Origin of the sequence: Domibacillus sp. DTU_2020_1001157_1_SI_ALB_TIR_016 (genome assembly GCF_032341995.1) — a bacterium.
GTDB classification, from domain to species: Bacteria; Bacillota; Bacilli; order Bacillales; family Domibacillaceae; genus Domibacillus; species Domibacillus indicus_A.
Genome location: NZ_CP135439.1, coordinates 1,068,997 through 1,090,280, shown reverse-complemented (window position 1 = coordinate 1,090,280; position 21,284 = coordinate 1,068,997). Strand labels below are relative to the sequence as shown.

Genomic DNA, 21,284 nt, shown 5'->3' with positions numbered 1-21,284 from the left:
AACCTGCCGTAATACGGCAGGTTCTTTTTTATACTTGATTTAAGAAAGAACAGACATAACGCTGCGTACAGCTTCAGCAGATCTATCAAGACCTGCTTGCTCTTCCGCAGTTAATTCAAGCTCAATGATTTTTTCAATGCCGTTGCCGCCTAGAATGGTCGGAACGCCTAAATATAAATCATTGTAGCCATATTCACCTTCGAGATAGGCAATTGCCGGCAAAATACGGCGCTGATCTTTTAAAATCGCTTCAGTCATTTCAACAAGTGACGCAGCCGGTGCGTAATACGCTGAACCGTTGCCTAAAAGCTGGACAATTTCACCGCCGCCTTTACGCGTACGCTCAACAATGGCATCTAAGCGGTCCTTTGGAATAAGCGTTTCAAGCGGAATCCCGCCTGCGTAAGAATAGCGTACGAGCGGAACCATGTCGTCTCCGTGCCCGCCAAGAACGAATCCTGTAATGTCTTTTACAGAAATTTTAAGCTCTTGTGCAACGAATGTGCGGAAACGAGCTGTGTCCAGGACACCTGATTGACCGATCACACGGCTTTTCGGGAAGCCCGATTCTTTTAAAACAGTGTATGTCATCGCATCAACCGGGTTTGTTAAAACGATAATTGTACAGTTTGGAGAATATTTTACGATTTCAGACGTAACAGATTTCATAACCTTTTGATTTGTTTGAACAAGATCGTCACGGCTCATGCCTGGTTTGCGTGCAATACCTGCTGTAATAATGACGATATCTGAATCTGCTGTTTCAGCATAATCAGACGTGCCGGTAATATTTGCATCAAATCCCTGGACAGGGCTTGCTTCAAGCATATCAAGTGCTTTGCCTTTTGTTGGGCCTTCCGCCTGCGGGATATCGACAAGAACAACGTCTGCCAGCTCTTTTTGCGCTAGAAGAAATGCCGTTGTAGCACCAGTAAAGCCGCCGCCGATTACAGAAACCTTTTTACGGTTATATGCTGTCATAATAAAACTCCTCCTTTATTTATGGTGGAACCAAATATTATGCAAGATGCTCTCCTTTTAGGGAGAGCATCAAACAACATTACAGGTTTTTAATCAATTCGTCTGCGAACTCTGAACATTTAACTTCTGTTGCCCCGTCCATTAAGCGGGCAAAGTCATATGTAACAACCTTCGAAGAAATTGTTTTTTCAACTGATTTTGTAATCGCAGTTGCTGCTTCATTCCAGCCAAGGTGCTCAAGAAGCAAAACGCCTGACAACAAAACAGATGATGGATTTACTTTATCAAGACCTGCATATTTCGGCGCAGTACCGTGTGTTGCTTCGAAAATCGCGTGGCCCGTTTCATAGTTGATATTGGCACCTGGTGCGATTCCAATTCCGCCTACTTGAGCTGCAAGCGCATCAGAAATATAGTCTCCGTTCAAGTTCATTGTCGCTACGACATCAAACTCTTTCGGACGAGTTAAAATTTGTTGTAAGAAGATATCGGCAATAGAATCTTTTACGATAATTTTGCCTGCAGCTTCCGCTTCAGATTGTGCTTTGTTTGCGGCTTCTGTGCCTTCAGCTTCTTTGATTTTGTCGTATTGTGCCCAAGTGAACACTTTATCGCCAAATTCTTTTTCAGCAAGCTCATAGCCCCAGTTTTTAAATGCACCTTCTGTGAATTTCATGATGTTGCCTTTATGAACAAGCGTTAGAGATTTACGGCCTTCTTTGATTGCATAATTGATCGCCGCACGTACTAGACGCTCTGTTCCTTCTTTTGATACAGGTTTAATACCGATACCAGATGTTTCAGGGAAACGGATTTTGTTAACGCCCATTTCGTTTTTCAAGAACTCGATCACTTTTTTCACTTCATCTGAGCCTTCAGCATACTCAATACCTGCATAAATATCTTCTGTGTTTTCACGGAAGATGACCATATCAGTATCTTCAGGACGTTTTACTGGTGAAGGTACGCCATCGAAATAACGAACAGGACGAAGGCATGTGAAAAGATCCAATTCCTGGCGAAGCGCTACGTTCAATGAACGGATTCCGCCGCCAACCGGCGTTGTAAGTGGACCTTTAATTGCGATCAAATACTCGTCAATTTGCTCAAGCGTTTCTTTTGGAAGCCATTCGCCTGTTTGGTTAAAGGCTTTTTCACCCGCAAGAACTTCTTTCCAAACGATTTTCTTTTCGCCATTGTACGCTTTTTCAACCGCTGCATCTAAAACGCGTGAAGCAGCTGCCCAAATATCAGGACCAATTCCATCGCCTTCAATAAAAGGAACGATTGGATTGTTTGGTACATTTAGTACGCCATCTTGCATTGAAATTTTTTCGCCTTGAGTCATCTTGCCTTTCCCTCCAATTCCATGTTCAAAGGTTAGAGAAAATTTCTCTAACCCGTGTTTACCATCTTTCATATTACACTAGTTATTTATTTTTTTGCAAATGCTTTCTTAATTATACGCGTTCACTAATAGGTACGTATTTTTGCATATCCGGACCTGTATATTCAGCTCTCGGACGGATCAGTCTGTTGTTGGCATACTGTTCAAGAATATGTGCAATCCAGCCTGATGCACGGCTTACAGCAAAGATTGGCGTGAACAAATCATGCTCAATACCAAGGCTGTGATAAACGGATGCTGAATAGAAGTCTACGTTTGGCGGCAGATTTTTGCTTCCTGTAACAAGACTTTCAATTTCGATAGACATGTTATAAAGCTCTGCTTCACCGTTCTGCTCTGTTAAACGCTTAGACATTTCACGAAGGTGTTTAGCCCGTGGATCGCCCTGGCGGTATACGCGGTGACCGAAGCCCATGATCTTTTCTTTGTTATTGAGCTTCTCAAGAATATACGGTTCTACGTTATCCGCTGAACCGATTTCTGTAAGCATTTTCATAACCTGCTCGTTTGCGCCGCCATGAAGAGGCCCTTTTAAAGCGCCAAGAGCTGCAGTTACACCTGAATACATATCTGACAAAGTAGCGACACATACACGGGCTGTAAAAGTAGACGCATTAAGCTCATGATCTGCGTGAAGAACAAGGGCTTTATCAAATGCTTCAACTTCTACGGCTGTTGGTTCATTACCAGAAAGCATATATAAGAAGTTCTCGGCGATACCGTACTCCTTTTTCGGTGCAATCGGTTCTTCCCCTTTACGAATGCGTGAGAATGCTGTCACAAGCGCCGGAATCTTCGCCTGGATGCGAATCGCTTTACGGTAGTTGGCTTCATCTGTCATAACATCAGCTTCTTCATCGTAAAGGCCAAGCAGTGACACAGATGAACGAAGCGCCGCCATTGGATGAACTTTCTCAATTGGATACATTTTAAAATGATCCAAAATTTCTTTTGGAATTGTATAGTTTTCCGAAAGCTGCTCTTTCAGTTCATCCAGCTGCGCTTGTGTTGGAAGACGGCGATGCCAAAGCAAATAAATTACTTCTTCAAAGCTTGCATTCTCTGTCAGATCATCAATATTGTATCCTGCGTATGTAAGTGTGTCATCAATAATAGAGCTGACAGACGATGTTGTAGCCACTACTCCCTCGAGTCCGCGTGCAGTAGTCATAATTATCTCTCCTTCGCTTGTTTATTTCCCCGTTACCCGCTTTTTTATTTGTATATGTATGCCGAGCAACTGCTCAGTACCATTTTATAAATAAAAAAGCATATGTAAATTACGTGCTCCTTTTAAAACAAAATTACTTAAATGTTCAAAAAGGTGTGCGCTTACATTGCTTATTATAAACAATGTGAGCAAGTTTGTGAATCAAAACGTGCCAAATTGTTCGAATTTTTTTTGAAAACAGTAAAATTCCGGGCGTAACATACCCGGAATTTATGGTATTATAGTAAGTTTTAGTTTAAAAGTCAGACCGTCTGTTCATTCTGTCCGCTGTTTTGTAAGCATCATAAATGCCCCAGATCCATACAAGCGGATAAGTGATAAACCCAATCAGCACAAACATCAAGGCTGCATTAATCATCTGCACAACAATTAAAATTAAACCTTTCATAATCTGGCCGTTATAAATTTGCCCGACACCCGTCCAGAATACACTTAAGACAGCGGCAATACCCGGATTTTTGTTTAACAACACATCCAGCTCCTTTTATCTTATTGTGTATTCATACGAAGAAGCATTGAAAAAGTTTCATTTTTTCTGCTAAAGTACAGAAAACATCTTCATTGCATAATACGCGATGCCGGCACCAATTAACGGCCCGACTGGAACTCCATTAAAAAGAGCGACTGCTAGTACGGTGCCAAGCACCAGCGCTGTTGTAATATGGGGATCATCGGCTAAAAGCACGATTCCTCCTTTTGCAATGAGCGCTACTAAAATGCCGGCTGTAAGAGCGATCCAGGCATACGGTGATTTCAGAGCTGCGCCCAATTCCCTAAAGCCAATCGCCCCTGTTGCAATGGGGACGAGTACCGCAATTGTGATTACCGTAACCCCCCAATTTATTCCGTTTTTCTGCATCATATCAAACCACTTCAGATCAAGGCCTATTGCTTTTAAGGCCAGTAAGAATACCGAAGCAATAAGCAATGATTGGTTTTTGGCTACAATGCTGATTGCTGTCAGCAGAAGCAAAAATAAAAACGCCTGCATAACTTCACTCCTAAAAAAAGACGCATGGCCGTGCCCTTTTTCTCATACGAGTAGTATAGAAACGGGGGCATGTACCATGCGGATCATTGTTCAATATCTTATTGCCAGTGCAATTTTTCTGCTTATTTACTGGCTCCTGCCAATTTTCAAGCCATTTTTAGCTGGGGCATTTTTTGCCGCTGTGTTACATAGACCAGCCCACTTTATTCAAAGAAAGACGAATGCCTCCCGGACTGTGGCTGTATGTGTATCAATGGTCTGGATTCTTCTGCTTCTGTCAGCAGGGTGCCTTCTGTTCGCCTGGATTAGCGCCCGGACCGTTTCCCATCTGCATACGGTGATTCCTCATTATATTCCTATTGCCGTTATGCATTTGGAGCAGCTGCTTCAAAGCATGATGAATTTTTTAACAAAAGACCAGCTTGCTCTTTTGCTGCAATATCTGCACACGGTCGAAACGGCGGCTGCTCACACCGTTGAGGAATCCGCTGGAAAGTGGCTTCTTGCAGGCACTTTTTACTTTCTCTCGCTTCCAGGTACAGCCACCCAATTGCTGATTGCTCTGCTGGCTGCTTTTTTCATGGCAAAAGACGGCTCTTTTTTTCTCTCTCTTTTGCCCGAATCCATCCGTGCCAAAACAGCCCGTGCAGCCAATACCTTTTCTTTTTCCTTGTACGCCTATGGATACGCACAATTAAAGCTGTTTACTGTTACTTTTACAGCAGCATGCGCAGGCTTTTTTCTGCTGGGTACTCCTCATATACTGGAGCTGGCTTTTTTAACGGCCGTTCTTGAGTTTATTCCCATTGTCGGCTCTATCCTTTTGTTTGTACCCTGGATTTTCTTCTGCCTTCTTACTGGACAAACCCACGCAGCCATTTTCACTGCTGTTTTATATACGACCCTTGTTCTTGTACGCCAGCTGCTTGAACCGAAGCTTGTTTCCGATTCAGCGGGCCTTCATCCCCTGGCCGTTTTATTTGCAGCATTTGCAGGCTACCATTTAACCGGCGTTTTCGGGCTCATCACAGCACCCTTATTTTTGCTTCTTGGTTTGTCTATTCATCAAGCTGGTTTGTTTTTTACAAAACGTTAGCGTGACCGTTGTAAATAATACCGCGTGCCGCATCTACTGTAATTTCCTGGCCATCTGAGAACGTATTAAGAGCTCCCTCAACATCCACGATAACCGGAATGCCAAGATTGATGCCAACTACAGCTGCATGGCTTGTTAATCCGCCTTCTTCTGTAATAAGGGCACTGCATTTTTCAATGGCAGGCATCATTTCACGATCTGTTCCGTATGTGACAAGAATATCGCCCGGCTTTACTTTTTCAATGGCTTCAGAAGCTGTTTTAGCTGTAACAACTCTTCCATATGCTGAATGACGGCCGATACCTTGTGCTTTCACAAGAATGTCACCAACAACATGAATTTTCATTAAGTTCGTTGTTCCAGATTCACCTACTGGCACACCCGCTGTAATAACAACAAGCTCACCGTGGCTGATCAGCCCTTCATCAAGGCAGTGGACAATCGCGTTATCCAGCATATCATCTGTTGAAGACACACTAAGCCCCATAACCGGGAACACACCCCAGACAAGTGATAAGCTTCTCATTACGCGTTCGCTGTCTGTTACAGCATAGATAGATGCTTTAGAACGGTAACGTGAAATCATCCGTGCAGTATGTCCGCTTGACGTTGGCGCGATAATCGCTTTTACTTCCAATGCTTCTGCCGTTTTAGCTACAGACTGGCCAATAGCGTCTGTCATAGTCATACGGCCTGTATTGTTGCGGCGGCGAGGTGGAATATCTCTCATTTGCAGCTCTGCTTCTGCGCGGACTGCGATGTTGTGCATCGTTTTTACTGCTTCAAGCGGATATGAACCGGCTGCTGTTTCACCTGACAGCATAATCGCATCTGTTCCATCGAAAATCGCATTTGCTACGTCACTTGCTTCCGCACGTGTTGGACGCGGGTTACGCTGCATAGAATCAAGCATTTGTGTAGCCGTAATAACTGGTTTGCCAAGCAGATTACACTTTTTAATCAGTTTCTTTTGTACGATCGGCACTTCTTCAGCCGGAATTTCCACACCAAGATCGCCACGTGCAACCATCAGCCCGTCTGATACTTCAAGAATGTCATCGATGTTATCAACGCCTTCTTGGTTTTCAATTTTCGGGATGATTTGAATGTGAGTAGCATTGTTTTTTTCTAGCAGCTCACGAATATCCAATACGTCAGATGTGCGGCGTACAAAAGAAGCAGCGATAAAGTCGACACCCTGCTCGATACCAAAACGGATATCGTCTGCATCTTTTTCTGTAATACCTGGCAATTTAACAGAAACGCCTGGTACGTTTACACCTTTTTTATTTTTTAATGTACCGCTGTTTAAAATCCGAACGCCGATTTCGCCTTTTTCACGATCAATGCCTGTAACCAAAAGACCAATCAAGCCGTCATCAAGCAAAATACTTGAACCTGGCTCCACATCATCAATCAAACCTGAGTAAGTGATCGAAAACTTTTCAGGTGTCCCCAATACTTCTGTCATGGAAATAACAGCATCTTTGCCGCTTTCAAGCTCAATAGCTCCGTTTTCCATGTTATGTGTACGAATTTCAGGACCTTTTGTATCGAGCAAAATCGCAACAGTTTTCCCTGTGTTTTTTGCTGCCTGGCGAATGTTTTGAATGCGCGCTCCATGCTCTTCATGGCTTCCGTGAGAAAAGTTTAAGCGTGCAACATTCATGCCTGCGTTCATTAATGATTGAAGCGTTTCAAGGCTTTCGCTTGCTGGTCCAATTGTACAGACGATTTTCGTTTTTTGCATTGATAGTTCCTCCATTTTTGTGATTAAATCGACAGTTCTTGCGATAGTTCATACATACGCTGATCGACTTTATGCGGTTTTGAGAGCGCCTCAATAATGTCGTAATCAACAATTTGGTTTTGTTCGATCCCGACAGCACGACCGCCTTTTCCTTCTAGAAGTAATTCCACTGCATGTGCACCAAGACGGCTGGCGAGCACTCGGTCTGCTGCGCTCGGTGAGCCTCCGCGCTGCATATGGCCCAAAACGGAAACACGCGTGTCGAATCCTGTCAACTCTTCAATAATAGCACCAAATTTGCTGCCTGTCATGACGCCTTCTGCTACGACGATAATACTGTGTTTTTTACCGCGCTCCTGGCTGCGTTTCAGCTTGGCCGCAATTTTGTTCATATCGTAAGGTGCTTCCGGAATAAGAATGGTTTCCGCACCGCCTGCAAGGCCTGACCAAAGCGCTAGATCGCCGGCATGACGGCCCATCACTTCTACAATGAATGTGCGCTCATGAGAGCTGGCTGTATCCCGGATTTTATCGATCGCGTCGATGACTGTATTTAAAGCTGTATCAAAGCCAATTGTAAATTCTGTTCCGGGAATGTCGTTATCGATTGTTCCAGGCACACCGACACACGGAAAGCCATGCTCTGTTAATGCTTTCGCACCCATGTAAGAACCGTCTCCACCGATTACCACTAATCCTTCGATCCCAAACTTCTCCATTTGCTCGATACCCTGCTTTTGGCCTTCAAGCGTTTTAAATTCCAAACAGCGGGCTGAGCGCAGCATCGTTCCGCCCCGGTGAATAATATCGCCGACCGAACCACGATCTAATTGTTTAATATGCCCATTAATTAAGCCATGATATCCCTGATAAACACCGAATACTTCCATGTCGTGGTAAATTGCTTTCCGGACAACAGCACGCACGGCTGCATTCATTCCAGGTGCATCCCCGCCACTTGTTAATACACCAATTCGTTTCATATCTTGTCACCTCTAAAAATTTTTGTCAGTTGCATCTTTTGTATGCCTACCCTCTTTTAAGATAACAGAACGTTTTCCCGTTCACAATGTTTACTCAATAAGTAAGCGTTACCACTAAGAAAATGCCTATGCATGGAAAAAACCGGTCCTGAATATTAATTATTCAGGCCGGTTTTTTGTTCAGCATAGCCGCCGATTCGTTTGTATTTTTCATAACGCTGGTCAACCAGGTTTGCTTGATCAATGCCCTGCAGCTCTTTCATGGCCGGATACAACACTTGGTCAATCAGCTGCGCCTGCTCTTTTGCATCACGGTGTGCTCCGCCCCGCACCTCTGGAATAATTTCATCCACAATACCGAGTGAGCGCAAATCCCGAGCTGTAATTTTCATCGTTTCTGCTGCACGCTTCGCGAGACTCGCATCTTTCCATAATAAAGCTGCCGCTCCCTCAGGTGAGATAACCGAGTACGTAGAGTTTTCAAGCATAAACAGACGGTCACCAACACCGAGTGCTAAAGCTCCTCCACTACCTCCTTCACCAATAACGATGCAGATAATTGGTACGGTTAAGCCTGCCATTTCAAAAATATTGCGGGCAATGGCTTCACTTTGTCCCCGCTCCTCCGCCGCTTTGCCCGGATACGCACCTTTTGTATCAATTAAGCAAATGATCGGGCGGTTAAACTTTTCTGCCTGTTTCATTAAACGAAGTGCTTTCCGGTAGCCTTCCGGGTGGGGCATGCCAAACGTACGCTGAATGTTTTCTTTTGTATCGCGTCCCCGCTGATGTCCAATCACCGTTACCGGCTGGCCATGGTACTTTGCCACCCCTGCTACGATGGCTGCATCATCGCCGTATGCACGGTCTCCATGAAGTTCGAAAAATCCTTCAAACAAGAAAGGAATGTAATCCAGTGTGGTTGGACGATTTGGATGGCGTGCCATTTGAACACGATCCCAAGGTGTCATGCTGTTGTAAATGTCATCTTCAAGCTTTTTTAAACGCAGCTCAAGCTTTTCAATTTCATCTGACAAGTCTACATCAGAGCTAGAGGTGAAATTCTTAAGCTCGGCTATTTTTTCCTGCAGGTCACGGACCGGCTTTTCAAATTCAAGTCCTGTCATTGTTTTACACCGCCCGTTTGATGGATATCGAGTAAAAATGAAAGCTTTTCTTTCATTTCTTTTCTGTGCAGAACGGCATCAAGCTGTCCGCACTGAAGCAAAAATTCAGCTGTTTGAAAATCTTCCGGCAGCTTTTCGCGAATGGTTTGCTCAATAATCCGCCGCCCGGCAAATCCAATCAGCGCGCCCGGCTCTGCAAAGTTAAAGTCGCCGAGAGATGCAAAGCTCGCCGATACACCGCCTGTTGTTGGATGCGTCATTACAGAAATAATGAGCCCGCCCCGGTCGCTGAGACGTTTAAAAGCAGCCCCTGTTTTCGCCATTTGCATAAGTGACAATACGCCCTCCTGCATCCGCGCTCCGCCAGAAGCGGTAAAGATAATAAAAGGAATTTGCAGACGAATCGCTTCTTCAACGGCACGGGTAATTTTCTCACCCACCACTGAACCCATGCTGCCCATCCGGAAAGATGAGTCCATGAACGCAAAAGCGGCCTGATGGCCATCGATGGCTCCAACACCTGTGACAATCGCTTCATTGAGCCCGGTTTTCTTTCGGTCAGCCGCTATTTTTTCTTCATAATCAGGAAACTCGAGCGGATTAGCTGTTGAAAGCTCTGCATCAAGTTCACGGAAAGATCCTTCATCGAGAAGGCTTTCGATTCGTTCAAAGGCCTTCATCGGATAATGATACCCGCAGCCCATGCAAACATGAAGATTTTTTTCCAGTTCTTTCGTATACATGATTTTTTTGCACTTCGGACACTTTTGCATGATGCCTTCTGGAACATCCTGCTTGGCTGCCTCCGAAGGAATGGTTGCATATTTTATTTTTTTTGGTTTTTGTTTGGTAAACATATTTTTAATCGCCATTGTCCCACCCCTTTACTGGCGTTTTGAATACTGAATTTGTCTGGCTGATACCAGCAGCTTTTGGAGCCGTTCATGGTCCGGATCGCTTCCTGCGTAATTTGAAATAATCATCCATATGTTTTGCAGGAGTCGATTGCCGGTTTTACCTGTCAGCTCCTCAAAAGAACCTGTCAGCTCTATTGAATCTAAATCGGCTTTTCCCGCCAAAATGGCGAGACAGCCGAGCTCCAAGATCGCCTTTACATCGTGAAGTTCCTCTTTTGTTTGGTCGCCATCAAAAAGAAAGGTACCGATAAGCGGGACAAGCTGATGGTCTTTGAAGTCACGCAGAAAAGTCCCTTCGCCGCGCCGCGTTTCAATAAGCCCCAGCAGTTCGAGCGCCCGCAATGCTTCACGAACTGATGAACGCCCGATGGAAAGCTTGTCTGAAAGCTCGCGCTCTGAAGGAATTTTATCTCCGGGCCGAAGGCGGTCCCTTTTGATCATTTCCTGAATTTGTGCAATGGCAGCCAAAAATTTTGATGGCGGGCGCACAGAACCAGTCATTTATTCACCTTTGCCAATCAATGACAGCTGCATAGTTTTTTGGCGAACATCCTCCGGTTCTACTTTCCGGCGCGCCACGCCTGTTTCCATGCCGGCTTTTGCTACAGCCGCTGCTACGGCTGGCGCAACCCGGGGGTCAAAAGGACCTGGAATTACATAATCGGCATGAAGGTCTTCTTCAGCCACAAGGCTGGCAATCGCTTCTACAGCAGCTTGTTTCATTTTTTCATTTATATGTGTGGCACGGACATCTAATGCCCCGCGGAAAATGCCCGGAAAAGCCAGCACATTGTTTACCTGGTTCGGAAAATCAGAACGGCCGGTTCCGATTACTTTTGCTCCGGCTGCTTTTGCTTCTTCCGGCATAATTTCCGGTGTTGGGTTTGCCATCGCAAAAATAATAGGTTCTTCGTTCATCGTTTGGATCATTTCTTTCGTTAGCGCACCCGCTACCGATACTCCGATGAATACGTCCGCTCCTTCAATAACATCAGCAAGGCTGCCGGCTTTTTTCTCGCGGTTCGTAAACTTCGCAACTTCGTCTTTTACGGGATTCATGCCCTCTGGGCGCCCTTCGTAAATGGCTCCGCGCGAGTCACACATAATAATATTTTGCAAGCCATATCCTTTTAACAATTTAATAATAGCAATACCTGCCGCACCCGCACCATTTGCCACTACTTTAATGTCCGTCATTTTTTTTCCTGTCAGCTTAAGGGCATTAATTAAACCGGCTACTGTCACAATAGCAGTACCGTGCTGATCATCATGGAAAACAGGGATATTTGTTTCTTTCTTCAGCCGCTCCTCAATCACAAAGCAGTTCGGAGCCGCAATATCTTCTAAGTTTACGCCGCCAAATGTCGGCTCCATCATTTTAACCGTTTCAATGATTTTTTCTGGATCCGTTGAGTTTAAGCAGATTGGAAAAGCATCTACTCCTGCAAAGCTCTTAAACAGCACAGCTTTTCCTTCCATAACCGGAAGAGAGGCTTCCGGGCCAATATTGCCCAGTCCAAGCACTGCAGTGCCGTCTGAGACAACCGCTACCATATTGCCCTTCATTGTATAATCATACACGGTTTCTGGCTTTTCATAAATTTCTTTGCACGGCTCTGCCACACCAGGTGAATAAGCAAGACTTAAGTCTTTTGCATTTTTCACAACTGTTTTAATACCGGTCGACAATTTACCGTGATTTTCTTTATGCATTTGAAGCGCTTCTTCCCGATTCGACATTCTGCCAGCTCCTCTTTTTCTCCTTTAAGTGGTCAGACCACACAATTCAATATAATACTTTAAACGATTCAGCCCGAATTGTAAAGGTTAGTCAAAGGATTTAAGCACAACGTTGCGTGTTCCACACCTTTTTTTCAGCCCCTCAATCAACTCTTCTTTCGGTGATACTTTATACTTCGGCCCGAGCCTTACTGTTTCCTTCGTCCTTTCATAATGGATCACCACCGAGGCCTGGCCCGGATAAAGCTGAAGCTCTTCCACTACCCAGCCTGCCAGCTCACTTTCTCCTTTTCCTTCCGGCAGCTGGATAAAAAGAACTTGTTTTTTCTCCATCGTTTTGTTTATTCCTTCTTGAATCGGTTCAAGAGACTGAACAATAAGCTGGAGACTGCCGTTTCGTTCTTCTGCTGCTCCTTTTAAAAGTACAGCTTTCCCTTTTTCAATAAATGGGCCATGTTTTCGGTACACTTCCGGAAATAAGATCATTTCCCGCTCTCCTGTTTCATCTGCAATAGAGGAAAAAGCCATTTTATCGCCTTTTTTCGTGCGGATCTCACGAATGCTTCCGATCATTCCTGCTGTGATGACTTTTCGGCTGGCTTGAACCTTTATCACCGGAACGGCACCGGCTTGAGCAAGCACCTTTCGATGAAGCGCTATCGGGTGATCCGAAACATACAGACCGAGCATTTCCCGTTCTTTTTCCAGTTTTATATCTACGGGAAGTCCAGTTACGTCCGCATATTTAGGATGGAACGATACACCAAGCCCTTCAAATAAACTCCCTTCATCCGGCTGAATAAGAGCTGCGTGTTCTATGGCGGCATCAATACTGGCCAGCAGCACCGCACGATCCTGGCCAAACTCATCCATCGCTCCTGCATAAATCAGTGATTCGATTGCTTTTCGATTCACAATATTCACCGGAACCCGCTGGCAGAAATCAAACAAATCCTGAAAACGGCTCTCTTTGCGCTCCTCTATAATCGTTTTGGCAACCGTCTGGCCCACTCCTTTTATCGGCACAAGACCAAATCGAATCCCACCTTGTTCGGCTTGAAATGAATAGCCGCTCATATTAACAGAGGGTGCGAGAAAAGAAAGATCATACTCCGCTGCCTCCGCTGCGTATTGCCGCATCTTTTCTTCATTTCCCGTTTGAGATTGCAAAAGCGCTGCTAGAAAATGGGCAGGATAATGAACCTTCAGCCAGGCAAGCCAGTATGCGATCATACTGTAGGCAACCGCATGGCTTCGGTTAAAGCCGTAGTCAGCAAACCGGACAATCAAGTCGTACACGAAAAGAGCGATGTTTTCATCCACACCGTTTTGAACAGCACCACTGACAAAATGTTTTCGCTCCTGCTCCAATGTCTCTTTTTTCTTTTTGCTTACAGCACGGCGCAGCAAATCGGCTTCTCCGGGTGTGAAGCCGGCTAGCTGCACAGCGATTTGAATAATCTGCTCCTGATAGACAATAATGCCATACGTCGGCTCTAGTATCTCTTTTAAAACGGGATGTGGATATTGAAGCGATTCCTGTCCATGCCGCCGTTTAATATAGGTAGGAATCTGTTCCATTGGGCCGGGGCGGTATAAGGCATTCACGGCTACCATATCTTCGAAGCGGTTTGGCTGCAGCTGCGTGAGAACATTTTTCATTCCTTCAGATTCAAATTGAAAAATACCGGCTGTTTTTCCTTCTCCAAGCAGCTTGAAAACATCATGATCATCTAGCGAAAGCGACAATAAGTCTATCCTCCGGCCGGTTTTTCTTCGAATAGAAGCGATGATTCGTTCGATTGTTGTTAAATTGCGCAAGCCCAGCAAATCTATTTTTAAAAGCCCCAGCTGCTCAAGCGGCTCCATTGGATATTGCGTTAAATACACCTCGTCATGCCCCTTCATGATGGGCACATGGTCAGTGAGCGGCTTTTCAGTCATCACGATACCCGCTGCATGTGTAGAGGTATGGCGCGGCAGTCCTTCCAGGCGGAGTGCCGTTTGATAAATGCGTTCATGAACAGGTGACTCCGCCCGCCAGCCCTCTAAGTTAACCTGCGAAAGCTTTGTTCCTGGTGTCGACGAAATAAGCTTTGACAGCCGTGATAATTCTCCGCTGTCAAAACCGAAGACCCTGGCTGTGTCTCTCATCACCGCTTTAGCTGATAATGTACCGAACGTTACAATTTGCGCGGCGTGAACAGCACCATATTTTTGAGCGATGTACCGGATTACCTCATCACGACGATAATCTGGAAAATCAATATCAATATCCGGCATCGTAATCCGCTCCGGATTTAAAAACCGCTCAAATAAGAGATTATGGCGGATAGGATCTACTGCGGTAATACCAAGGGCAAAGGCTACAAGAGATCCGGCAGCGGATCCCCGGCCCGGCCCTGTCAGAATTCCTTGTTTTTTGGCAAAGTGTACAAAATCATGAACAATTAAAAAGTAATCACTGAAATTCATTCTGCTGATTACAGACAGCTCGTAGGAAAGGCGCTCTATATAAGCTGAATCACTTCGGTCCCTCAGCCCTTCCATACATAAATTTTTCAGCCGTTCATCGGCACTTTCTCCCTCTGGCAGAGGAAATGCAGGAAGAAGTCTGCTGCCAAATTTTATGTTTACATTGCAGAGCTTGGCAATAACCGCTGTATTGTCCATTGCTTCCGGAATATCTTGATAGAGTTCCTTCCATTCAGCCTCGGACTTAAAAGCATACGCCGCTTCCGTTAATTCTTCTTCCGGTTCAATAAGCCGGTTGTCCCGGATGGCCTGGAGGCATGCTGAAGCAAAAGCGCCTGCTGGATCGGCATACTGAACATGGCCAATGGCTACAACCGGAATGCCGTCAGCCCTTGCTTTTTCTATTAAAAAACGTTCAGCCCGCGTTCCACGAAGCCCGATATAAAAATGCTGAAAAATCTCTTTAAAAAAAGCCAGTGCTTCCCCGGAAGGATCACCATCTAGGCCTGGCAGAACGGCAATCAGATCCTTGGCATATCCGTTCAGCCAGCGAAGCGGAAGACCGGCTTCTGCTTTTGTCTGCAGAGCACTGGAAATTTTAATTAAGTTTGAAAAGCCATTATCATTTTGCGCGTACAAAAGAAGCGGATATGCCCGATCACTCTCCTGCTGGGCTTCCACTTCCGCTTTTAATCCCATAATAGGCTTAATGCCGCGCTTTTGGCAGGCAAGATAAAAAGGAATAGCTGCATGCAGGTTGTTCCAATCTGTCAGCGCGACCGCCTTTTGGCCCGCTTCCTGCGTTTTTTGAGCGATTTGCTCTGGCGTGAGCGTCGCGCCGCGAAAGCTGTATGCCGTTTCCGTTTCCAGCTGGATCACTTCTTTTCACTCCTCTCACAATCTGAATATACGTTCTCTTTTTAATATAAAAAGAAAGGAGAAAAATTTCTCCTTTATTGTCCTGCTACAAGATTTTTTAAATCTACTAATACTTGGTCTGCTTCTTCCCATGAATACACACTTGCCCCTGCCGCAAGCGCATGGCCGCCGCCTCCGTGCTTCATCGCCAGCCCATTAATGACAGGCCCCTTAGAGCGGAAGCGCACGCGGATTTGATCTTCTTCTTCAATAAAGAAGACCCACGCTTTAATGCCTTTTACACCGCTTAAAATGCTGACAAGCAGAGAGGTTTCAGCTTGTGTAGCGCCGAATTGCTTTAACAATTCTTTCGTCAGCCGCACTTCCGCTACACCCGATTCATCCATCACAAAATGCTGGAGGATATATCCTTCAAGCTTCAAGACATGTGCGTCTTTTTCATACAAATGGTTAAACAGCTCCTGCCGGTCAAACGCATACTGCATCAATTCACCAGCGCACTGCATAGTCTCAATCGTCGTAGACGGGTATAAAAAACGCCCTGTATCACTGACAATACCTGCATAAAGAAGGCGTGCTGCTTCGTCATTGATCTTCAGCTGTCCGCCAGATGTTTTAAACAGCTCATAAATCATCTGGCTGCACGCTGCCGCATCTTCCTCTACCCAAAGAAGATCGCCGTATGGATCCTCATTTGGATGATGATCAATTTTAATCACTTCTTTGCCAAGTTTGAAACGCTGATCACAAATTCGCGCCTGGTTGGCTGTATCACATACAATGACGAGCGCATTTTCATAAACACTGTCTTCAATTTGATCGAGGCGCCGCATAAAATAAAGCGTCTGCTCCTCTGCCCCAACCGTGTAAACGTTTTTTTCCGGAAACGTTGCGCGGATTATTTCAGCGAGTCCTCCTTGTGATCCGTATGCGTCCGGGTCCGGACGTACGTGACGGTGAAGAATGATCGTATCGTATTCTTTAATTTTATCAATAATCTGTTGTTTCAACTTTTTTCCCCTTCTCTACAGGCTTGTTTCCGGTGGAAATCCGCCGCTGTTCCCGTTACAATAAAACGGAAGCCAAAAAACGGAGGAATACATCGAATGCCTAATTTCTTTTTGGTCGTCATCATTGTTTTATCGTTTATGTTTTACTTGTTTTATAAAGTACAATATGTCAGAAGCAGACGGCCAATGGAAAGAAAATGGCTGTCCGCTAAATCCAGTATGGTACTGGGGTTATTTGTCGGCATGTTTGGCGTAAATACACTGCTTATTCAGCAGACTACAACCGCCTATATTATTTCCGCCATTTTTATTTTGTACGGCTTCGCCAGCATGGCGGCCGGTTTTAAATTGTACAGGCATTACCAGCCATTCGCCCGGCAGGAAGCAGAAAAAATGGATGGGCTGTAACCGAGGAAGCAGGCAGGCCGCCTGCTTTTTTATCGATCAATTAACTGGCACATCATCATCGCTTTGCCCGCAAGCACCCCTGCATTATATACCTCGACATCTACTTTCCCGAACTTACGGCCAATTTCCAGCACTTTGGGGACAACCGTAAGAATGGACTCCATCTGAATCGGTTTTAAAAAGTAAATCGTGATATTTTCTACCACGAGGTCACCACGTTTATGTGCACGCAAAACGCGATTTGCGGCTTCGGTTACAATCGTTGTAAACACTCCGTAAGAAACCGTGCCGAGCTGGTTGGTCATTTGCGGGGTTACCTCAAACTGATAACTGCCGCTTCCGCTTTGATCATCAGGCAGAATCAGCTGCTTGGCAATTGTATCATCGAGGGTCTCGGCTGCCTGTGGCTGACGCTGCGCGGTTTGCATCGCTTTAAGCACATCCTGGCGGCTGACAATACCCTGCAGACGATTTTGTTCGTCTACGACTGGCAGCAGTTCAATTCCTTCCCAGATCATCATATGGGCGGCTGAGGCCACACTTGTTTTCAAGGTGACGGTAAGCGGGTGTTTCGTCATCACTTTTTCCACACCGACTTCCCGGCCGCTTCCCATAATATCTTTCGCCGTTACAATACCGAATACCTTTAAGTGCTCATCCACAACCGGAAACCGGCTGTGTGATGTTTCTTTGTTTTTATCCAGCCAGTCACCCACTGTATCTCCAAGTTGAAGAAATACACTGCTTTCCACTGGTGTTAAAATATCCCCAACTAGTACAATTTCTTTTTTGATCAACTGATCGTAGATCGCCCGGTTGATCATAGCTGCTACAGTAAATGTATCATAGCTTGTTGAGATGACCGGCATCTCCAGCTCATCGGCCAGTTTTTTTATTTCATCGCCTGCCTCAAATCCGCCTGTAATGAGGACAGCAGCACCCGCTTGAAGAGCGAGCTCATGAGCTTTCACACGGTTACCAATAATCAGCAGGTTGCCGGGTCCTGTGTAGCGCATCATCGCTTCGAGCTGCATTGCTCCGATGACAAACTTATTTAATGTTTTATACAACCCGTTTCGCCCGCCAAGCACTTGTCCGTCTACAATATTCACAACCTCTGCAAACGTCAGCTTTTCAATATTCTCTTTTTTCTTTTGCTCGATCCGAATCGTGCCGACACGCTCAATCGCACTGACCATGCCCTTTGTCTCAGCATCCTTTATGGCCCGGTAAGCAGTCCCTTCACTAAGCGACAGCGCTTTGGCAATCTGGCGGACGGAAATTTTTTCACCGATCGGTAATTCCTCAATATATTGAAGAATTTGTTCGTGTTTTGTTGTCACTGGCTCCACCCGTCCCTTTCCGCTCTCATTCCTTTTTCAATTATAGAACAAAATAAAGCGAAAAAAAAGAAGCCGCCTCAATTGAGACGGCTCCGCTTTTATAACTCGATTACTTCCCCTACTGTCATTACCCGCCCGCTTCCATTTTGTACCACATAAGCAAAATCTGCGGGATTTTGGCGGATTGGCGGAAATGTATCGTAATGAATAGGTACAGTTATTTTTGTCTACAAAAATTCTGCTGCGACCGCCGCGTCTTCCGGCCCCATCGTAAAATTGTCTCCGATCGGAAGAAGGGCTAGATCGATTGGATGACGTTCCGCGATTAGTTTCATATCCGAAAATAAAGCGGTATCACCTGCATGATAAACGGTTTTTCCTTCATTCATAATCAGTACACCCGCCGGCATACCCATATAAAGAAACATTCCATCTGCCTGCTGAAGCCCTGATCCATGGAAAGCCTGCGTAAATTTGATTTTCCCAAACCGGCTCCCACCAATATGCATCGGCTGGGCTTCTACCCCCTGGTGCTGCAGGTAAAGAGCGAGTTCATTGACTGCAATGACGAGCGCGCCGCTTCGCTTGGAAATATCAACCGTATCTCCGACGTGATCCCCATGTCCGTGTGTAAGAATAATAAAATCCGGATTTTGTTCGTCTGCTCTTAAATCTGTTAAATCATTCCCGCTAATAAACGGATCGATTAGAACTGTTTTTCCGTTTGATCGGATTTTTACAACTGAATGCCCATAATACGATACTTTCCTGAGCAGATTTCCCTTTTAATCTTTTAATATATCAAATGAATTTTCCCTTTCTTTCATGTTTTTAAACCTATTCAAGAAAGTTTACAGAAATGTTAGACTTATCACTTTTGATTTCTTTTTTTTGAGGTAAAATAAAACTATAAGGGGGAATGATTTATGCTAAAATACAAGCACATCTTAGTAGCGGTAGATGGGTCAAAAGAAGCAGAATGGGCATTTAAAAAGTCTGTTCAAATCGCCAAACGAAATGGCGCTTCGCTTAATTTGGTCCACGTCATCGATACCCGCTCATTCGCCGCTATTGAAGCGTATGACCGTTCTATTGCCGACCGGGCAACAAAGTACGGAAATGAACTCTTAGATGATTACAAAAAAGAAGCAGCAGCGGCCGGTGTCACAAACGTAAATGTGTTTGTTGAATACGGGTCTCCAAAAGCTGTTATTCCCAAAAATGTAGCTAAGCATGTAGAAGCCGATTTAATTATATGCGGGGCCACCGGGCTTAACGCAATGGAACGCTTTTTGATTGGAAGCGTTTCTGAGCATATCACGCGGGCAGCTGGATGCGATGTGTTAATTGTCCGTACGGATGATCCTGATGAATAACAAAAAAAACCGCCACTCCTTTGGCGGTTTTTTTATAGAGGGCGCTACTGATAGCAGCGCCTTACGCTTTTTTTGATCCAGCTCCAAGCCCCATCAGCTCGAGGTCATAAGCCAATCCCTTCTGGAGGCAAAGTACGCCTCCGGCAGTGCTCGTCTTATGCTGGCCGCTGATAAGCGGGGGCCTTACGCTTTTTATTTAAGCAGTTCTTTTGCCGCTTGAATCTGGTTTTCTACTTGGTCAAAACCAGTGCCGCCAAGAGACTTCCTTCTCTTAACCGCTTCATACGGAGACAGAACACCGTAAATATCTTCTTCAATCACACTTGATGCTTCTTTCAGCTCTTCCATAGAAAGATCAAGCAGGAAGCATCCTTTTTGAATGCACGTAAAAACAAGTTTTCCTGTGATTTCATGCGCTTCCCGGAATGGGATGCCTTTTGCAGCCAGGTAATCCGCAAGCTCTGTTGCATTAGAAAAGTCATTTTGCACGGCGTCTTTCATGCGGTCTTCGTTTACCATCATTGTATCCACCATGCCAGCGAAAATTTTCAAAGAACCGAGAACAGTATGAACAGTGTCAAACATGCCCTCTTTGTCTTCCTGCATATCTTTGTTATATGCAAGCGGCAGTCCTTTTAAAATCGTCAGCAAACTAAACAAGTTTCCATATACACGGCCCGTTTTGCCGCGGATCAACTCTGCCATATCCGGATTTTTCTTTTGCGGCATAATGCTCGAGCCTGTTGAGAACGTATCATCCATCTCGACAAAACGAAACTCCTGGCTTGACCATAAAATAATTTCTTCTGCAAAGCGGGATAAGTGCATCATTAGAATTGACGATGCGCTTAAAAACTCAAGAATGAAATCCCGGTCGCTTACCGCATCCATGCTGTTTTGATAAACGCCGGCGAATCCAAGCAGTTCTGCTGAACGCTCACGGTCGATCGGGAATGTTGTTCCCGCAAGTGCCCCCGCCCCGAGCGGTGATACATCGATCCGTTTAAGCGCTTCTGTGAACCGTTCTTTGTCACGCTGCAGCATCCAAAAATATGTCATTAAATGATGACCGAATGAAATCGGCTGCGCCCGCTGCAAGTGTGTGTAGCCTGGCGCAATGGTTTCTTTGTGCTGATCGGCTTTCTCCACTAAAACCGATTGAAATTGGCTGATTAGCCCGATAATGTTTTTAACCTGCTTCTTCAGGTATAAATGCATATCTGTAGCAACTTGATCATTCCGGCTTCTTCCGGTATGAAGCTTTCCGCCAACAGGGCCAATCGAATCAATTAAAGCTTTTTCTAAATTTAAATGGATGTCTTCAAGCGAAACCGAAAACTCGATTTCACCGGCTTCGGCTTTCTTCTTTAAAGCCTCAAGTCCTGACTTGATTTGTTCCATTTCTTCACTTGTTAAAATACCTGTTTCACCAAGCATGGTCACGTGGGCGATGCTGCCTTCGATATCCTCGAAAACGAGCTCCTGGTCAAATGAGATGGACGCTCCGAATTCGTCTACCCACTCTTCCGCTGATTTTTGGAACCGGCCGCCCCATAACTTTTTCGTCAT

18 protein-coding genes and 1 pseudogene are annotated in these 21,284 nt (G+C 45.2%); 3 read left to right on the top strand and 16 right to left on the bottom strand.

Translation table 11 applies throughout. The features are described 5' to 3' along the window. Positions 1-39 precede the first annotated feature (39 nt). From mdh to RRU94_RS13335, 5 genes are all read right to left on the bottom strand, one after another. Complete coding sequence (gene mdh, locus RRU94_RS13355) at positions 40-981, bottom strand: malate dehydrogenase (RefSeq protein ID WP_242233268.1); 942 nt, start codon at positions 979-981, stop codon at positions 40-42. Positions 982-1,060: 79 nt separating this feature from the next. After that, on the bottom strand, positions 1,061-2,329 hold the full coding sequence (icd, locus tag RRU94_RS13350) for an NADP-dependent isocitrate dehydrogenase (protein ID WP_315694772.1): 1,269 nt from the start codon (positions 2,327-2,329) through the stop codon (positions 1,061-1,063). A gap of 112 nt (positions 2,330-2,441) precedes the next feature. Continuing rightward, complete coding sequence (gene citZ, locus RRU94_RS13345) at positions 2,442-3,560, bottom strand: citrate synthase (protein WP_251269644.1); 1,119 nt, start codon at positions 3,558-3,560, stop codon at positions 2,442-2,444. Between the two features lie 295 nt (positions 3,561-3,855). After that, positions 3,856-4,089, bottom strand: coding sequence for a hypothetical protein (locus RRU94_RS13340; RefSeq protein ID WP_242233265.1), 234 nt, complete (start codon positions 4,087-4,089; stop codon positions 3,856-3,858). A gap of 69 nt (positions 4,090-4,158) precedes the next feature. Next, positions 4,159-4,611, bottom strand: coding sequence for a DUF441 domain-containing protein (locus RRU94_RS13335; protein ID WP_251269646.1), 453 nt, complete (start codon positions 4,609-4,611; stop codon positions 4,159-4,161). A 76-nt stretch (positions 4,612-4,687) separates the two neighbouring features. Here RRU94_RS13335 and RRU94_RS13330 point away from each other — a divergent pair, with 76 nt between their 5' ends. Then, positions 4,688-5,707, top strand: coding sequence for an AI-2E family transporter (locus RRU94_RS13330; protein WP_251269647.1), 1,020 nt, complete (start codon positions 4,688-4,690; stop codon positions 5,705-5,707). Here RRU94_RS13330 and pyk read toward each other — a convergent pair. The 8 genes from pyk to RRU94_RS13290 form a co-directional block, all read right to left on the bottom strand. Then, entirely contained in the window at positions 5,694-7,457 is a 1,764-nt protein-coding gene (gene pyk, locus RRU94_RS13325) for a pyruvate kinase (protein ID WP_315694770.1), read from the bottom strand. The two genes, RRU94_RS13330 and pyk, sit on opposite strands and share 14 nt — an antisense overlap. A gap of 23 nt (positions 7,458-7,480) precedes the next feature. Continuing rightward, a complete protein-coding gene (pfkA, locus tag RRU94_RS13320; RefSeq protein ID WP_242233261.1) occupies positions 7,481-8,440 on the bottom strand; it encodes a 6-phosphofructokinase in 960 nt (319 codons plus the stop codon). Between the two features lie 155 nt (positions 8,441-8,595). Next, complete coding sequence (gene accA / locus RRU94_RS13315; protein WP_315694769.1) at positions 8,596-9,567, bottom strand: acetyl-CoA carboxylase carboxyl transferase subunit alpha; 972 nt, start codon at positions 9,565-9,567, stop codon at positions 8,596-8,598. Beyond that, a complete protein-coding gene (gene accD, locus RRU94_RS13310; RefSeq protein ID WP_315694768.1) occupies positions 9,564-10,439 on the bottom strand; it encodes an acetyl-CoA carboxylase, carboxyltransferase subunit beta in 876 nt (291 codons plus the stop codon). Before accD ends, accA begins: the two co-directional genes overlap by 4 nt. 12 nt (positions 10,440-10,451) lie before the next feature. Then, on the bottom strand, positions 10,452-10,985 hold the full coding sequence (locus RRU94_RS13305; RefSeq protein ID WP_315694767.1) for a FadR/GntR family transcriptional regulator: 534 nt from the start codon (positions 10,983-10,985) through the stop codon (positions 10,452-10,454). Then, positions 10,986-12,224 (bottom strand): NADP-dependent malic enzyme, encoded by a 1,239-nt coding sequence (locus RRU94_RS13300; RefSeq protein ID WP_315694766.1) that lies wholly within the window; start codon positions 12,222-12,224, stop codon positions 10,986-10,988. 87 nt (positions 12,225-12,311) lie between these two features. Further along, a complete protein-coding gene (gene dnaE, locus RRU94_RS13295; protein WP_315694764.1) occupies positions 12,312-15,578 on the bottom strand; it encodes a DNA polymerase III subunit alpha in 3,267 nt (1,088 codons plus the stop codon). Between the two features lie 74 nt (positions 15,579-15,652). Further along, a complete protein-coding gene (locus tag RRU94_RS13290) occupies positions 15,653-16,588 on the bottom strand; it encodes a DHH family phosphoesterase (protein ID WP_315694762.1) in 936 nt (311 codons plus the stop codon). 96 nt (positions 16,589-16,684) lie between these two features. Here RRU94_RS13290 and RRU94_RS13285 point away from each other — a divergent pair, with 96 nt between their 5' ends. Then, positions 16,685-16,996: a YtpI family protein gene (locus RRU94_RS13285; protein ID WP_315694761.1), complete on the top strand. Its 312-nt coding sequence runs from the start codon at positions 16,685-16,687 to the stop codon at positions 16,994-16,996. Positions 16,997-17,025: 29 nt separating this feature from the next. On the opposite strand, the gene RRU94_RS13280 is transcribed toward RRU94_RS13285, so the two are convergent. Beyond that, entirely contained in the window at positions 17,026-18,339 is a 1,314-nt protein-coding gene (locus RRU94_RS13280) for a DRTGG domain-containing protein (protein WP_315694760.1), read from the bottom strand. A gap of 98 nt (positions 18,340-18,437) precedes the next feature. Next, positions 18,438-19,115 (bottom strand): annotated as a pseudogene (locus RRU94_RS13275) (metal-dependent hydrolase). Positions 19,116-19,265: 150 nt separating this feature from the next. Between RRU94_RS13275 and RRU94_RS13270 the strand changes: the two are divergent. Beyond that, the gene (locus RRU94_RS13270; protein WP_315694759.1) at positions 19,266-19,715 is read left to right on the top strand and encodes a universal stress protein; all 450 of its coding nucleotides are present in this window, start codon (positions 19,266-19,268) and stop codon (positions 19,713-19,715) included. Positions 19,716-19,907: 192 nt separating this feature from the next. Here RRU94_RS13270 and argH read toward each other — a convergent pair whose 3' ends face one another. Further along, a complete protein-coding gene (gene argH / locus RRU94_RS13265) occupies positions 19,908-21,284 on the bottom strand; it encodes an argininosuccinate lyase (RefSeq protein WP_315694758.1) in 1,377 nt (458 codons plus the stop codon).

Bases quoted from the DNA above. Each gene is read 5' to 3' on its own strand.
- pyk (WP_315694770.1), bottom strand. From the start codon at position 7,457: ATGCAAAAAACGAAAATCGTCTGTACAATTGGACCAGCAAGCGAAAGC.
- accD (WP_315694768.1), bottom strand. From the start codon at position 10,439: ATGGCGATTAAAAATATGTTTACCAAACAAAAACCAAAAAAAATAAAA.
- citZ (WP_251269644.1), bottom strand. From the start codon at position 3,560: ATGACTACTGCACGCGGACTCGAGGGAGTAGTGGCTACAACATCGTCT.
- RRU94_RS13285 (WP_315694761.1), top strand. From the start codon at position 16,685: ATGCCTAATTTCTTTTTGGTCGTCATCATTGTTTTATCGTTTATGTTT.
- RRU94_RS13270 (WP_315694759.1), top strand. From the start codon at position 19,266: ATGCTAAAATACAAGCACATCTTAGTAGCGGTAGATGGGTCAAAAGAA.
- accA (WP_315694769.1), bottom strand. From the start codon at position 9,567: ATGACAGGACTTGAATTTGAAAAGCCGGTCCGTGACCTGCAGGAAAAA.
- pfkA (WP_242233261.1), bottom strand. From the start codon at position 8,440: ATGAAACGAATTGGTGTATTAACAAGTGGCGGGGATGCACCTGGAATG.
- RRU94_RS13305 (WP_315694767.1), bottom strand. From the start codon at position 10,985: ATGACTGGTTCTGTGCGCCCGCCATCAAAATTTTTGGCTGCCATTGCA.
- mdh (WP_242233268.1), bottom strand. From the start codon at position 981: ATGACAGCATATAACCGTAAAAAGGTTTCTGTAATCGGCGGCGGCTTT.
- RRU94_RS13330 (WP_251269647.1), top strand. From the start codon at position 4,688: ATGCGGATCATTGTTCAATATCTTATTGCCAGTGCAATTTTTCTGCTT.
- RRU94_RS13335 (WP_251269646.1), bottom strand. From the start codon at position 4,611: ATGCAGGCGTTTTTATTTTTGCTTCTGCTGACAGCAATCAGCATTGTA.
- icd (WP_315694772.1), bottom strand. From the start codon at position 2,329: ATGACTCAAGGCGAAAAAATTTCAATGCAAGATGGCGTACTAAATGTA.
- argH (WP_315694758.1), bottom strand. From the start codon at position 21,284: ATGACGAAAAAGTTATGGGGCGGCCGGTTCCAAAAATCAGCGGAAGAG.
- RRU94_RS13300 (WP_315694766.1), bottom strand. From the start codon at position 12,224: ATGTCGAATCGGGAAGAAGCGCTTCAAATGCATAAAGAAAATCACGGT.